Source organism: Variovorax sp. Sphag1AA, assembly GCF_014192575.1.
GTDB lineage: Bacteria > Pseudomonadota > Gammaproteobacteria > Burkholderiales > Burkholderiaceae_C > Variovorax.
In genome coordinates this window covers 46,940-60,318 of record NZ_JACHYC010000009.1, presented here as the reverse complement: position 1 = coordinate 60,318, position 13,379 = coordinate 46,940, and the positions used below count along the sequence as shown (strand labels likewise).

13 protein-coding genes are annotated in these 13,379 nt (G+C 63.2%); 7 read left to right on the top strand and 6 right to left on the bottom strand.

The window, feature by feature from the left end; all coding sequences use genetic code 11:
- Positions 1 to 42: 42 nt before the first annotated feature.
- The 3 genes from FHW64_RS30025 to FHW64_RS30015 all read right to left on the bottom strand — a co-directional run bounded on the left by FHW64_RS30025 (position 43) and on the right by FHW64_RS30015 (position 2,746).
- Positions 43 to 975 (bottom strand): ABC transporter substrate-binding protein, encoded by a 933-nt coding sequence (locus FHW64_RS30025; protein WP_409350662.1) that lies wholly within the window; start codon positions 973 to 975, stop codon positions 43 to 45.
- A gap of 197 nt (positions 976 to 1,172) precedes the next feature.
- Complete coding sequence (locus FHW64_RS30020; RefSeq protein ID WP_184532231.1) at positions 1,173 to 1,949, bottom strand: ABC transporter permease; 777 nt, start codon at positions 1,947 to 1,949, stop codon at positions 1,173 to 1,175.
- Positions 1,946 to 2,746, bottom strand: coding sequence for an ABC transporter ATP-binding protein (locus FHW64_RS30015; protein WP_184532565.1), 801 nt, complete (start codon positions 2,744 to 2,746; stop codon positions 1,946 to 1,948). The genes FHW64_RS30020 and FHW64_RS30015 overlap by 4 nt, the downstream gene beginning before the upstream one ends.
- Before the next feature lie 238 nt (positions 2,747 to 2,984).
- Between FHW64_RS30015 and FHW64_RS30010 the strand changes: the two genes are divergently transcribed.
- Genes FHW64_RS30010 through FHW64_RS29990 form a run of 5 tightly spaced genes read left to right on the top strand, consistent with a single transcriptional unit; the run spans position 2,985 to position 8,721 of the window.
- Positions 2,985 to 4,142: a Xaa-Pro peptidase family protein gene (locus FHW64_RS30010; RefSeq protein ID WP_311733399.1), complete on the top strand. Its 1,158-nt coding sequence runs from the start codon at positions 2,985 to 2,987 to the stop codon at positions 4,140 to 4,142.
- A gap of 14 nt (positions 4,143 to 4,156) precedes the next feature.
- Positions 4,157 to 5,527: an amidohydrolase family protein gene (locus FHW64_RS30005; RefSeq protein WP_184532227.1), complete on the top strand. Its 1,371-nt coding sequence runs from the start codon at positions 4,157 to 4,159 to the stop codon at positions 5,525 to 5,527.
- Positions 5,527 to 6,969: an amidohydrolase family protein gene (locus tag FHW64_RS30000; protein ID WP_184532220.1), complete on the top strand. Its 1,443-nt coding sequence runs from the start codon at positions 5,527 to 5,529 to the stop codon at positions 6,967 to 6,969. The genes FHW64_RS30005 and FHW64_RS30000 overlap by 1 nt, the downstream gene beginning before the upstream one ends.
- Positions 6,962 to 7,804 carry an alpha/beta fold hydrolase gene (locus FHW64_RS29995; RefSeq protein ID WP_184532213.1) on the top strand — a complete coding sequence of 281 codons (843 nt, stop codon included), beginning with the start codon at positions 6,962 to 6,964 and terminating at the stop codon, positions 7,802 to 7,804. The genes FHW64_RS30000 and FHW64_RS29995 overlap by 8 nt, the downstream gene beginning before the upstream one ends.
- Positions 7,801 to 8,721 (top strand): ABC transporter substrate-binding protein, encoded by a 921-nt coding sequence (locus tag FHW64_RS29990; RefSeq protein ID WP_184532211.1) that lies wholly within the window; start codon positions 7,801 to 7,803, stop codon positions 8,719 to 8,721. The genes FHW64_RS29995 and FHW64_RS29990 overlap by 4 nt, the downstream gene beginning before the upstream one ends.
- 55 nt (positions 8,722 to 8,776) lie before the next feature.
- Here the strand turns inward: FHW64_RS29990 and FHW64_RS29985 are convergent, their stop codons facing one another.
- The gene (locus FHW64_RS29985) at positions 8,777 to 9,697 is read right to left on the bottom strand and encodes a LysR family transcriptional regulator (protein WP_184532210.1); all 921 of its coding nucleotides are present in this window, start codon (positions 9,695 to 9,697) and stop codon (positions 8,777 to 8,779) included.
- 122 nt (positions 9,698 to 9,819) lie between these two features.
- Here FHW64_RS29985 and FHW64_RS29980 point away from each other — a divergent pair, with 122 nt between their 5' ends.
- Together FHW64_RS29980 and FHW64_RS29975 are read left to right on the top strand one after the other, a co-directional pair.
- Positions 9,820 to 11,037 (top strand): MFS transporter, encoded by a 1,218-nt coding sequence (locus tag FHW64_RS29980; protein ID WP_311733398.1) that lies wholly within the window; start codon positions 9,820 to 9,822, stop codon positions 11,035 to 11,037.
- Between the two features lie 496 nt (positions 11,038 to 11,533).
- Positions 11,534 to 12,490 (top strand): fasciclin domain-containing protein, encoded by a 957-nt coding sequence (locus tag FHW64_RS29975; RefSeq protein WP_184532206.1) that lies wholly within the window; start codon positions 11,534 to 11,536, stop codon positions 12,488 to 12,490.
- A gap of 93 nt (positions 12,491 to 12,583) precedes the next feature.
- Here the strand turns inward: FHW64_RS29975 and FHW64_RS29970 are convergent, their stop codons facing one another.
- Together FHW64_RS29970 and FHW64_RS29965 are read right to left on the bottom strand one after the other, a co-directional pair.
- On the bottom strand, positions 12,584 to 12,823 hold the full coding sequence (locus tag FHW64_RS29970; protein WP_184532204.1) for a hypothetical protein: 240 nt from the start codon (positions 12,821 to 12,823) through the stop codon (positions 12,584 to 12,586).
- An 11-nt stretch (positions 12,824 to 12,834) separates the two neighbouring features.
- On the bottom strand, positions 12,835 to 13,143 hold the full coding sequence (locus FHW64_RS29965; protein ID WP_184532202.1) for a hypothetical protein: 309 nt from the start codon (positions 13,141 to 13,143) through the stop codon (positions 12,835 to 12,837).
- Between the last annotated feature and the right edge of the window lie 236 nt (positions 13,144 to 13,379).

Genomic DNA, 13,379 nt, shown 5'->3' with positions numbered 1-13,379 from the left:
AAATGCTGAACCTGCGGGCCGTCGCTGACGGCCCGCAAGGGGTCACGGAAGCCTGAAATTGCGGGCTTGCTCAATGACCTGTGATTTGTCGAAGTTGTTGATGTCGGCGATCAGGTCGTTTGTGTAGAACCTGGTCGGATCCTTGATCCGATTGTCCATTCCATAGATGCGCAGGAAGTCGAACCACGACTCGGGCCGGTAGTAGCCGAACTGCTGGTTCTTGTCCGACTCGTCGATCTTCAGGCCGATGAGCTGTGCCTTCACGACGTGAACCGCGTCCTTGACGGCCTGCTCGAACGGAATGCCCTGGGGAATCTGTTCCGGATAGACCTTCCAATGGATGCGCACAGCCGCCTCGGGGTTGGTCAGCATGAACAGCGTCGACTTGGCGATGGCGCGTCCGACGCCCACCACCGTCTTGCGGTTGTTCTGGATGTATTCGCGCTTGGCAAAGATGCCGGGGCCGAAGGCGTTCTTTGAACCCGGGGGCACGGGTAGCATCCGGAACTGCTGACCCATCGTCTCCATCTGCGCGAAAAGTGCCTCGGTGGTGGACAGGGCGGCAACCTGCCCCGTCTTGAGGGCTTGCAGGGCCTGCGCACCGACACCGACGGCCACGAACTTCAGGTCCTTCTCGGGGTCCATTCCAGCTTCCTTGGCGTAGTAGCGCGCGACCACGACGCCATCGCTCGACAGGCTGGGAACGCCGATGGACAGTCCCTTCAGTTCGCGAATCGATTTCACGGGACTGCTTGCGGACACGCCCAGGTACGTATGGAAGTCCCGCAGCTGGTTGTAGAAGAAGGAGATGCCAAGGTCGTCGTTGCCTTGGGCAGCGCGTTCCAGGATGGGGCTGACGGTTCCGGAGCCGATGTCCTGATTGCGCGACGCGATGAGCTGAACGGCACCGGCCGTTCCTCCCGCTGCGGTCAGGCTGTACTGAACGCTGACGTTCTCCTGCTCGAAGTACCCCATGAACCGGGGAATGGAGGTCTGGTTGGCCACGATGACCGACATGACCGGAAACGCGAACACGTATCGGACCTTGGCCGGCTCCGTGTTCTGGGCGTGCGACGCCGCAGCGAATGTCAGCGTGGAGGCGAGGACGGCAGCGATCCGGCGAACGGCCCGATGCATGCGCAGGGGGGAATGCATAGGAATCTCCTTCATGGTCATTGAGAGTTTCGCGACTTCTCCGAAGCGTCCCAGAACAGCACGCGCCGGCGAATGAAGACGATGACGCGGCTGAGCAGCAGGCCGAATACCGACAGGAGGATCAGCACGGAGAACTGGCCTGAGACGTCGAGGTTGAAGTTCATCTGCTGGATCACCGTGCCAAGCCCGGCCTGGGCGCCGACGAACTCCGCGACGATGGCGCCGATCAGCGCCAGCACGATGGCGATGTCCATGCCGGCAAGCACGAAGGGCAGCGCATTGGGCAGCCGAAGATGCCAGAACACCTGCGTCTTGGTTGCGCCCAGCGACTGCATCAGCAAGACCCGGTCCTCATCCGCCGACCGCAACCCGACGATCGTGTTGATCATCAGCGGGAAGAACGCAATGGTGGCGGCGCTCACGATCTTGGACGGCATACCCAGGCCGAACCACAAGGCGAACAGAGGCGCGAGGGCGACCTTCGGCAAGGCCTGAAACATGACGATGTACGGGTAAAGAAAATAGTCCACGTACTTGTTCGTCGCGACAACGGCGCCGAGGAGGACGCCGACAACCGCGGCGATCACGAAGCCGACAAAGGTTTCAGCCAGGGTGTACGCACCGTGCTCCAGATACAGGCCGCTCGAGATGCCACGCCACAAGGCCTTGAGCACGAGCGAAGGCGGCGGGAAGATGTATCCGGGCACTTCGAAGACGCGGACGCCCAGTTCCCACAGAAAGAGGGAAAGCGCGAGCAGACCGGCGGTCAACGCCATGTTGTGTTTGGTGTTCATGCGTCGATGCCTCCGGCAACATTGAAAAGCTCGCGGATGCGATCCACGTAGGTCCCGAATTCGGGCGTGCTCATGACGCTCAATTGCCGAAGCCTCGGCAGGTCGATGGCGATGTCGTCGACAAAACGTCCCGGCCTAGGTGACATGACGAGCACGCGGTCGGCAAGATAGACCGCCTCCGAGATGGAATGGGTGATCAGGACGATGGTCTTGCCCGTCTTCATCCAGATGCGTTGCAGCTCGAGGTTCATGTGCTCCCGTGTGAACGCATCGAGAGCACCGAATGGCTCGTCCATCAGTAGCAGAGCGGGTTCGCCAATGAGGGCTCGCGCGATCGAGACCCGCTGCTGCATGCCACCCGAGAGTTCCCAAGGGTAGCGGTCCGCGAAGTCCTGCAAGCCGACCAGCTTGAGCATTTCCAGTGCGCGGTCGTGAAAGCTGCCCCGGTCGAGCTTGCGCACATCGACGGGCAACATGAGGTTGTCCATGACTGTGCGCCAGGGAAAGAGCACCGGCGACTGGAACACGACACCGATGTCCGAGCGTGGCGCGGTCAGCTTGCGCCCCATGACATGAATCTCGCCGGTCGATGCGAGCTGAAGACCCGCCAGCATCTTCAGCAAAGAGGACTTCCCGCAACCCGACGGTCCCACGATGACCACAAACGAACCGGGCTTGATGTCGACATTGATGCCGTCGAGCGCGTGAACCTCGCCACGCCGGGTTCCGTATCGCTTGGACACGCCCCTGATCGAAATCGCGCTCTCGGCGCCGACTGCCGCAGCCGGGGGCGTCATGTCTTCTCCCGGTTGATTTGAATGCGCCGAAGACCCGGCGTGTGATGGCGATGCTTCACCGTTCTCTCCTATAAATGCAATCGGTTGCATCATGTTGCATCGCGAAGTTGCTGATGTCAAGGGTAATCAAACCTCGTAATTTCCCTAAGACAATGCGTTAACGAGATCTGGCGACGGCCTATTGCAAAACGAGGATCTCGGGCGTACTATGCAACCGGTTGCATGAAGGAGATCTGAAATGAGTACTGAAGGAATCCCGAAGTTTTCCGACGAGGAAATGACCCGGCGCCATCAATTGGTGCGATCCATGGCGCAGGAGGCAGGCGTGGATGCCTTGCTGATCTTTGGCCACAGTGGAAGCCGCCGCCACAGCCAAGGCGACATCCATTACCTCTCACAGCTTGCCCCGTACCACGAGACCTATGTGCTGCTGCCCGTGAAGGGGCAGGCGGTCCATTGGATTACCCACTACAACCACTACGCGAGCGCGAAAGAGAACGGCTGGATCCCGGACATCCGCCGCGCTGGCAAGGATGCGGCGGGCGTCGTCGCCGCCGAGATTGAAAAGCGCGGCCTGGGCAAGTCCAGGATCGGGCTGGTCGGGACCTTTTTCTATCGCGACGTGGATGCGCTCAGGACGGCATTTCCTTCGGCGACCTTCACGGATCTCTCGGCGCCCTATCGATTCCTGCGCACGCGCAAGAGCACCGAGGAACTGGACTTTCAGCGAAAGGCGGCGCAAGCGTGCGACGCGGTCATGGAAGCCATGGCGCGCGAAGCCCGGCCGGGCGTCGAGGAGCGAGATCTGCTTGTGCTGTCCGAGGAGGTCGCGTGGCGGGAGGGGTGCGAGCCCTATTTCCTCTACCTCAACAGCACTTCGATGCGCCACTCCACCAGTTGCGTGCCCAACCAGGAGCTCTCGCGCAGGCGGCTGCAGGCGGGCGATGTCATCAACACCGAGCTCACCGTCAGCTATGGCATGTACTGTGCCCAGTTGTTGCGCCCGTTCTTTCTGGGAGACCCGACTCCGGAGTACGAACGTGTGTACTCGGTGCTGTGCCAGGTCCATGCGCTGCTTGCGAACGCAATGAAGCCCGGCACGACGGCACAGCAGCTCCACGAGATCTCTGGATTTATCGAGGACTCCGGCCTCACGTCGGTGGACAGCGTGCTGCACGGCTTTGGAGTGGACATTCTTCTGCCCAACCTCCGAACCAAGGGTTTTGCTCCCCCGCCGCCCTTCGTCCTCGAAAGCGGCATGACGATCGTCCTGCAGCCCAATCCGACGACTGCGGACGAGCGGGTGGGCATGCAGATGGGGGAGACCGGCTTGGTCACCGAGAACGGATTCGCCTCGCTCCACAAGTCGCCCAGCGACGTGATCCGGATCAATTGAAAGAGTGGCCGATCATGACTCTCCTCATCAAGAATGGCTACGTGGTCACGATGGACTCGCAGAGGTCCGTCTTCGAGCGTGGGTTCGTCGAGGTCGCGCCGGGCGGGACGATTGGCCGCGTCGGTGCGATGGCTGACTGTCCGGCCGGTGCCACCAGCGTGTTCGATGCCACGGGCATGCTCGTGCTGCCAGGCCTTATCAATCTGCAGCACAGGAACTGGCAGCACCTCGTGCCGCGCGGTGTGCCGGAGCGCTTCTCCGCCTGGGAGGAACAGGCGACGTGGCTTGAAATGGGCCGCCGCCAGCTGAAGCCCGGCGACGTCCGTGCGGCGGCCACCCTGGCGGCTGCCGAGCTGGTCGCAACCGGCACGACTTGCGTCGTGCACGAATGCGCCGGCGAAGGGCAGGCAGACATCGTCGACGCCGAGCTCGAGCCAGGTCTGGAACTCGGCCTGCGCCAGGTCCTTGCGCTGGACACGGTCGGCGCTCCACTCGGGAGCACCGACCTTTGTGACATCGAGCGCAACTTCGAGAAGTGGCATGGCACCCGCGGAGGCTTGACCTGGCTCGCCGGCTCCGTGACGGCAGACGCTGTTTCGATCGCGACCCGCATTGCAACCGAGCAACACGTGCTGGCTGGCTACATCGACGCACGGGAAAGGCGGATCAGCCTGATCGTGCGTGGTGCCGCCGGTGTGGCACGACACGCCGGCGACCTCGACGAGGCCATCCGCAAGACGGGTCGTTCGGAAGTCGTGCACCTGATGGAACTGGGCGCGCTCGACGAGAGGGTGCTGCTGTGCGACGGCGGCGCCCTGAACGATCTCGATTGCTCGCTTCTCGCGGAGGCAGGCGCGCATGTCGTGTATTCCCCCACCAGGGAAGCCATGCGCGGCGCTGTGACGCCGGTTTCGCGGCTGCTCTCGATGGGCGTCAATTGCGCGCTCGGCACGGACGGGCCCGCACTGACCGGCTCGGTCGACATGGTCGAGCAGATCAAGGCGTGCGCCATGATCCAGAACACCGTCGCGCTCGACCCCGGTGCAATGTCGATCGAGCGGGCTCTGGAGATGGCGACCATCGATGCGGCCAGAGCCATCGGCCTCGCTCACGCGATTGGTTCGCTGGAGCCTGGCAAGCAAGCCGACGTGGCCGTCTTCGACATGAGGGACGTACACATGCAGGTTGTCCATAAGCCGCTGTCGAACTTCTTCTGCTGCGGACGAGGTCATGACGCGCGCCTCGTTCTCGTGGCGGGGCGAACGGTCGTTGGCGACGACCTCCCGGCAAGTTCGCCGGCCAGTGATCTCCAACGCGATGGCGCGCGCGTGTGTGCGCAGGCCTTCCAGTCCCAACTCGCGCAACGCGCGCACGGAGTACTTTGATGCGAACCTTGATCAGTAGCGGCACCGTCATTCCGGTCAACGAAAGCCGCGAGGTGATTTCCACCGGCTACGTGGTGATCAACGGCCACGACATAGAGGCCATCGGCCCTGCCGGAAGTGAACCGGCAGGGCCCTACGACAGCGTCGTGGATGCGCGCGGGATGATCGTGGTGCCGGGGCTGATCAACATGCATCAGCATCCGTGGATGAACCTTCTTAAGGGTCTGGCGGATGGCATTCGCCTGGAGCCCTGGGTGTTCAAGCTGATCGTGCCTGCACGTGCGCGTCTCACGAGGGAAGACCTCGATTGGTCAACCCTTCTGTCGGCCATGGAGATGCTGCGCACGGGCACGACGTGCCTGCTGAATCACCATCCGACATTCGAGTTCGAGGAGTCCGAACGCCAGGTCGTCGATCTCTATTCCAGTGCGGGAATCCGCCATGTCCTGGCAGCGCCTTTCCAGTGCCGCACCGAAAAACTTCCGGCTTATCCGCTCACCGCCGCTCAGGCGAAGGAGCGGATGGTTGGCGCCATCGAGGAGTTCCACGGCGCGCGCGACGGAATTGTGCAGATGGCGCTGGTGGTGGAATGCAACGCGCACCACACCGAACTGGGAAAGAGCTCCGACGAGCTTGTCCGTACGGGCTATGAGCTGGCGCGGGAGAAAGATCTTCGCATCGCGGTCCACATGTCCGGCGGTTCGTTGTCGATGAACATGGGGTTCACGAAGTACCGGCGTCAGACGGGCCGCAGCGACGTCGAGTATCTCGAGCGACTCGGCGTGCTGGACGAACGGTGGATCCTCAAGCACGGAATCCACTTCAGCGACATCGACATCGCGACCGTCGCAAGGCGCGGAGCCCACGTGGTCTACACGCCCACCTCCGAGTCCATCCGCGGCGGCGGCATCGGGCCGTGGCGCAACATGGTCGAAGCCGGGGTGAATTGCGCCTTGGGCAGTGACGGGCCGGCAGTCGACTACAGCGTCGACATGGTGGAGCAGATGAAGGCGGCCGTCTACATGCAGAGCATCCGTTATCGGGACGGTTCCGCGCTGTCGCCGGCGTATGCGCTGGAGATGGCCACGATCAATGCGGCGCGGGCACTGGGGCTGGACGACATCATCGGCTCGCTCGAGCCGGGCAAGCGCGCGGATATTGCGCTGTTCAAGGCAACCCGTCCCATCCAGGCGCTTGCCGGTTCAGCGGTGCAGTCGTTGGTGATGGCTTCGCGCGGCAGCGATGCGGACACCGTGTTCGTCAACGGACGCATGGTGCTGCGGCAAGGAATTCCGCTCTCCGTGCCTGACGGTGCGGGCGTAGTGCAGGAAGCCACGCGGCGTGCACGAAGAATCGCGCGTGAAAGCGCAACGGATGCCGGCGCGCAACTAAGGTGGCCGCAAAGAGCTGACGAAGTCCGCGTTGGAGCAGTTCGTGCCTGAGCCCACCGTACAGATGCAGCTTCGATCGCCGGACGGACTGATGGTCCACGTGACCGAATGGGGCACTCCCGCCGGTCCGGAGATCCTCTTCGTTCACGGGATCGGCGCATCGTGTGCCGCATGGCTCGCGCAAGTCTCCAGCCCGGCTCTGCAGCGGTTTCGGATGGTTGCCTACGACTTGCGAGGCCATGGCGAATCGGACAAGCCCGCCGATGCGTCGAACTACGAGAATCCCGCGCTCTGGGCCGAAGAGTTGCACACAGTGATGCAGGAAAGCAAGCTAGTGCGCCCCGTCGTCGTTGCCTGGTCTTATGGAGGGCGCGTTCTGCTGGACTACGTCGAGCGCTTCGGCTGCGAAGGGCTGGCTGGCGTCAACTTCGTTGCAGCCATGCCGATCAATGATCCTGAGTTTGCAGGATCAGCGCTCTTCTCGTCCGAAAGATCGCAGCCTAGGGGTGGGCTCTCTGCACAGCATGCCGAACGCGCGTTCGTGTCGCGCATGACCTTCCTGCCGCGTTCCGTCCAGCACGTCGATCTGGCTGTGGAGACCATGCTGATCGTGCCGGCTTCCCTGAAGGGGGCGCTGAGGCATCGCGCTCGCACAACTGAAGAGATGCTTCGGTCGATCTCGTGTCCCGTGCAGCTGACGCACGGACTCGCAGACTCGATCATTCTCCCGAGCGCTTCCCGGCACGCTGCGCGGCACTTCCCCGATGCGCGGCTATCTCTCTACGAGAGGTGCGGGCACATGCCATTCCTGGAGCACGAGGCCCGGTTCAATCAAGAGTTGGCGAGCTTCGTCGACCACGCAATCGAAGGAGCGAAGCCCCTATGACCCATGCGACGATCTCCGTGATCTCCTTCGGTGGCGGATTCAACCTGCCTCTTTGGGCGGCGCAAGCGTGCGGGTACTTCGAACGCCATGGTGTCACGATGGAACTGCATTTCACCGCGGATTCGCGCCAGGTATTTCGCGGGCTCGCGGATGGCACCTATCACGTTGCGTTGACAGCCCTCGACAATATCGTCGCGCACCAGGAGCGGCAGACGGCAGCCGTGTCGGAAGGCGCTCCTGACTTCTTCGCGTTCATGGGGTCGGACGAAGGCTTCCTGTCTCTGGTGTCCGCGCCTGACATCAGGAGCTTCGCCGACCTGGCAGGTCGGGCGCTGTCCGTCGATGACCCTTCCAATGGCTTCTCGATGGTTCTGCGCGAGATGCTTGCCATGAACGGCTTGGCCCCGGACGATGTCGAATGGCAGAGTGCCGGCGCTACGGATCGGCGCTATGCGGCGCTGGTTGCAGGCCAGCATGCGGCCACGATGTTGCGGACGCCTTTCGATCTGCTGGCTTTGCAAGCCGGCTGCCATCGTCTAGGCAAGGTTCGGGAATTGATCGGTCCGTACATGGGAATCGTTGGTGCGGCCCGGCGTGCATGGGCGGCGAGCAACGGCGAGGCGCTGGTGGGCTTTGTCCGCGCGTACCGCGACGCGGTCGGATGGTTGCACGCTCCGGCCAATCGCGAGGCCGCCGAAACGTTGCTGCGTGCCGGCGTGCCATCGATGTCAGCCGAACTGGGCCGCTTGTCCTGCGATGCGCTTCTGAATCCCGAAGACGGCTTCTATGGGGATGTGCGACTGGACCCCAAAGGGGTGGAGGCGGTCTTGCGCCTGCGCAGCCGCTACGCCGACACGCCCCGGCCATTGAACGACGCATCCCGGTATGTGGACCTCCAGTACTGGAGCGCAGCCTGACGCGGCATGCTCGCCGATCCGGGAAGCCTGTCCGTGCTCGACGGTCTGTGAGCTCTCAGAACTCGTCATGCCACCCCTTCCGGATGAGCTGGACAAAGCGCTTCAGCTTGGGCGAGTAAAGGCGCGCGTAGGGGTAAATGAGGTAGCAGGGAAGCGGCGCGGCGTGCCATTCCGGAACGAGGTGGACGAGCCGCCCCGCATCGATGTCCTCGCGCAGAAGCCAGGTCGAGCCCACGAACGCGCCAAGTCCCATGATCGCCGCGCTTCGCAGTGCATAGAGGCTGTCAGTACAGATGCGCGGGTCCATCGGGATGCGACACTGCTCGCCGTCGTGCGTACGTGTGAGGACCAGTTCGGTGCGGTAGTAGGTTCGAAGCGCCAGCCACGGCAGGCTCGCGAGTTCGGAGGCGTGCCGCGGTGGCCGCTTGCCCTTCGGCATTACCGAGGGCGAGGCCGCGACGATGCGGGGTACCTCGGCCAGCCTGATCGCGACGACGCCTGGATCGTCGATCTCACCGACATGGATCGCGCAGTCCACGCCGTCCGCGATGAAATCGGGTTGCCGGTCATTGAGTAGCCAATCGACGTTCACGTTCGGGTATTGCCGAACGTAGTCCGCCAACGGCTTCACCAGCAGCTGCTGACCGAAGGCGTGCGGGACCATCACGCGCAGCGTGCCTTCGGGCTCGCCGTCGCCGCGCATGTCGGCTTCGAACGCCTGCCAATCGGCGATCAGCTCCCTGGCGCGGGCGAAGCAGCGCTCGCCGTCTTCGGTGAGCTTCAGCGCATGCGTGGAACGACGCAGCAGGCGGATGCCGAGCTGCTTCTCGAGGGCTTGAAGTCGGCGGCTGACGGTGGGCTGCGAGGTGCGCATCTGCGTCGCGGCGGCCGACAGGCTGCCGGCCTCGACGATCCGGACGAAGGTGTTCATTAGTTCGATGCGGTCGGCCGGAGCCGATGACGAGGACGTCGACATGGACGGGTCGGGGAGCGGCTTCTTGTATGCGTGGATCGTATAGCCGTCTTTCGTGCGGTGCCACTACCACGGGGAGGGAGCCGAACTCACACTCTCGGCACTGCTCATCACGGGTGAACACTGTGTCTTCCATTCAATCGACGATTGGCGCAACGGCACGCGACGGCCTACCGGCATCGCTGGTATTGCTACTCGCCAGTAGCGCCGGCCTAGCCGTCGCCGCGCTCTGCTACAGCCAGCCGATGCTAGGCGTGCTCGGTGCCGACATTGGCGCCTCGACCCGCGTAGTCGGATTCGTACCGACGCTCACGCAATTGGGCTATGCGTTCGGGATCCTCCTGCTCGCGCCGCTTGGCGATCGCTTCGACCGGCGCCGCATCATCGTGGCCAAGGCGGCGGTGCTGTCTGCGGCACTGCTGGCGGCGGGGGCTGCGCCCGGCATCGGGCTTCTGCTGGCTGCCAGCCTCGTAATCGGTCTTGCCGCGACCATGACGCAGGACATCGTGCCGGCCGCCGCGACGCTCGCGTCCGAATCGCACCGCGGCAAGGTCGTCGGCACCGTGATGACCGGCCTGCTGCTCGGGATCCTGCTGTCGCGCGTGCTCAGCGGCTTGGTCGCAGAGCAGTTCGGCTGGCGCACGATGTTCCTGCTGGCGGCCGCGAGCCTCGCCCTGACCGGCGCGGTCGCATGGCGCGGATTGCCGCGCTTCCGGCCAACCACGCATCTTCGCTACGGCGCACTGCTCGCATCGCTCGCGACGCTGTGGCGCAGACACGGCGCGCTGCGCAGGGCCGCGCTATCGCAGGGGCTGATGTCGATCGGCTTCAGCGCCTTCTGGTCCACGCTCGCCGTGATGCTGCATGGGGCGCCATTCCATCTCGGCAGCGGTGCGGCTGGCGCGTTCGGGCTCGCAGGCGCGGTCGGAGCGTTCGCCGCGCCGCTGGCTGGCCGGTTGGCGGATCGCAAGGGTCCAGAACTGGTGACGCGCCTCGGCGCCACGCTCGCGGTCATCTCGTTCGCGGCGATGGCGTTCGCACCGATGCTCGATGTGCACGCGCAACTGATTCTGCTGGTCGCGAGTGCCATCGGTTTCGATCTTGGTTTCCAGGGCATGCTCATCGCTCATCAGACCATCATCTACGGCATCGAACCCAACGCGCGTAGTCGCCTCAATGCACTGCTCTTCGCAGGCATGTTCATCGGTATGGCGGCCGGCTCCGCGCTCGGCGCGTTGGTGTTTGCGCAATGGGGCTGGATGGCAGTGGTGGTGGTCGCGACCGGGGCGGCGGTGTCGTCTTTGGTTGTGCGCACAATGGCTTCCGCACACGACGTGCTGTAGACGGCGGGCATTCGATGCCGATGCGCGGAAGGCGTTCCACGTCCTGAATTCGGACTTTGAATCGCTCCAGTGCACGGCCCTTTGGATACCAGAGCCGCCGACGCGGGTTCGTTCGGCCTCCGGGCCGCTGGCGCGTGGAGCGAACCTGTCAACGTGGCCTATGCAGTCATTGTGCGAGGCGCAGCATCGGTTGACGCGTCTATCCCACGTAAAAACGTGCGCACTATTGGGGAGTGATCCATGGGGCAACGCGACTGCGTAAATGGCGTGAGAGTCAAACGACCTCCGATGGGTCAGCGCTGTGTCGAGCTCCGCACCGTGCCAGACGGGGGCGACCGCACGGAATTCGAAGGCTGCCTCGTGCGTCATGCCGCGGACGAAGCGCGATAGGGTTTTCACCAAAAGTCCGTGGGGCTAGTCGACTCGTAGAACTGACCGGAAGCCGCGCAGCGCGCGGTCTCCAGTTGTTCTCATCCACCTGCAACAGGAGTAGTTCATGAACACCTGTCTCACGCGTCGCGCAGTCCTCATTGGGTCCTTGGGAGGCAGTGTTGCCTTGGCGGGGTGCGGAGGAGGTGGAGGCAACCAATGGCTCGGCGCGCTTGCGCAGCAGAACATCGCGCAGGTTGTTGCTTCCCGTTCGGACCTCAGTGTCCTGTCCGACGCCATCAGCAAGGCGGACCTCACGACCACGCTTTCGACGGGCGGCCCGTTCACGCTGTTTGCCCCGAACAATGACGCATTCGTGGCGCTGCTGGGAGAACTGGGGACCACGAAAGACGCGCTGTTCGCGGACAAGGCGCTTCTCTCCGCAGTCCTGAAGTATCACGTGCTCAACGCGACCGTTCGTGCGGCGGACATTCCTTCGGGCAAGGCGATCGAGCCGCTCGCTGGCGGGTTCTTCAAGATCGAGACGCAAGGCTCCAGCGCGCGCATCACCGATGGCCGCAACCGCGTCACGAACATCGTCGCGACAGACATCACGGCGCAAAACGGTGTCGTCCATGTCATCGATCGCGTCCTACTGCCCGCCAACAAGGACATCGTGCAAACGGCGCAGGGCGTTCCCACCCTGAGCATCCTCGTCGAAGCCGTGGTCGCCGCGGATCTTGTTGCGACCCTCAAGGGGCCCGGGCCTTTCACTGTATTCGCGCCTTCAAACGATGCTTTTGTGGCGCTCCTGTCCGAACTCGGTATCACCAAGGATGCACTCTTGGCCGACAAGGCGCTCCTGACCAAGGTGCTCACCTATCACGTCCTTCCAAAGCGGGTCCTCAAGGCCGAGATTCCTCTCAACTCACCGATCGCGACGGTTCAAGGCCAGAGCATCACCATCAACAGCAGCCTGCAGATCATCGACCAGCGGGGACGGACTTCGGGCATTTCCGCGACGGACATCTTCAACACCAACGGTGTGGTGCACTTGATCGACAAGGTGCTCCTGCCCTCCTGATTCGTTGCGTCTCGGCCCCGTTCGAGGAAGGGAAGATCCGGACCCGACCCACAGCCTGCCGGCGAGTGTTCGGGTGCTCGTCGTCGCCAACGCTCAATGACGAGCCGCTGCCTCGACCGTGGTCCAGACGTCCACCTTGGCCTTGGCCAGACAGCGCAACTTCTCGCGCACTTCCCGAGGTCGTGCTCGTGCGCTGCCGAGAGAGATTCGTCCCTTGAACTCGTTCGCCGCGAACAGGTCGGCATGACCGAAGACGCGGTCACCGGCTCTCGTGACGTTGATGGCGATGGAGACGTCGCGATAGATGATCGGATCTGAAGAAGCTTCTCGCATATTCCCCTCCATCAAGGCGCACGACGGAAATGAGCTGCTGCGTTTCTGGCTTTCCACCAGGGTATGCGGGTCCGTCGTTTGGGCGGCGCATCTCCTGGGAAGCTGAATCTCGCCAGTTCTTCACGACCCTTTTCCGTGATGGCCAGCACGTGGGCGGCATCGGTCGTGTCCGAAGGCGTCAGCGCAGCAGGGGAGGCGGGTGTGAGCGCGATCACCAGACCCGCAGCGCGCAGAAGCTTGATCTTGTCGATCTCGACTGGGGTGCTGAACGTCGCCGGCAATGAGCTGGCGGCGAGCTGTCTGAGCAGGTCCATGGCCATTTGACTACCTCCTTTTTTCAACAATGACCAGAGCGAGCGAGAGATAGTGTCTACCGGATCGAAGATCAAGAGTGCCGACACTGGCCGACAAAAATTTAGCGTTTTGTTCCCCCGCAAGGCTGCCTCAGTTGACCCGGGAGGGAACGACTCCGACAGGGCGCGCAATTGCCGGCCACCAACCTGCTCTTGAAAGCATTTTTGCCAGACCCTACTTCGGGAACCGGAAGCGCTGAAGG

Bases quoted from the DNA above. Each gene is read 5' to 3' on its own strand.
- FHW64_RS30025 (WP_409350662.1), bottom strand. From the start codon at position 975: ATGGGGTACTTCGAGCAGGAGAACGTCAGCGTTCAGTACAGCCTGACC.
- FHW64_RS30020 (WP_184532231.1), bottom strand. From the start codon at position 1,949: ATGAACACCAAACACAACATGGCGTTGACCGCCGGTCTGCTCGCGCTT.
- FHW64_RS30015 (WP_184532565.1), bottom strand. From the start codon at position 2,746: ATGACGCCCCCGGCTGCGGCAGTCGGCGCCGAGAGCGCGATTTCGATC.
- FHW64_RS30010 (WP_311733399.1), top strand. From the start codon at position 2,985: ATGAGTACTGAAGGAATCCCGAAGTTTTCCGACGAGGAAATGACCCGG.
- FHW64_RS30005 (WP_184532227.1), top strand. From the start codon at position 4,157: ATGACTCTCCTCATCAAGAATGGCTACGTGGTCACGATGGACTCGCAG.
- FHW64_RS30000 (WP_184532220.1), top strand. From the start codon at position 5,527: ATGCGAACCTTGATCAGTAGCGGCACCGTCATTCCGGTCAACGAAAGC.
- FHW64_RS29990 (WP_184532211.1), top strand. From the start codon at position 7,801: ATGACCCATGCGACGATCTCCGTGATCTCCTTCGGTGGCGGATTCAAC.
- FHW64_RS29985 (WP_184532210.1), bottom strand. From the start codon at position 9,697: ATGTCGACGTCCTCGTCATCGGCTCCGGCCGACCGCATCGAACTAATG.
- FHW64_RS29975 (WP_184532206.1), top strand. From the start codon at position 11,534: ATGAACACCTGTCTCACGCGTCGCGCAGTCCTCATTGGGTCCTTGGGA.
- FHW64_RS29970 (WP_184532204.1), bottom strand. From the start codon at position 12,823: ATGCGAGAAGCTTCTTCAGATCCGATCATCTATCGCGACGTCTCCATC.
- FHW64_RS29965 (WP_184532202.1), bottom strand. From the start codon at position 13,143: ATGGCCATGGACCTGCTCAGACAGCTCGCCGCCAGCTCATTGCCGGCG.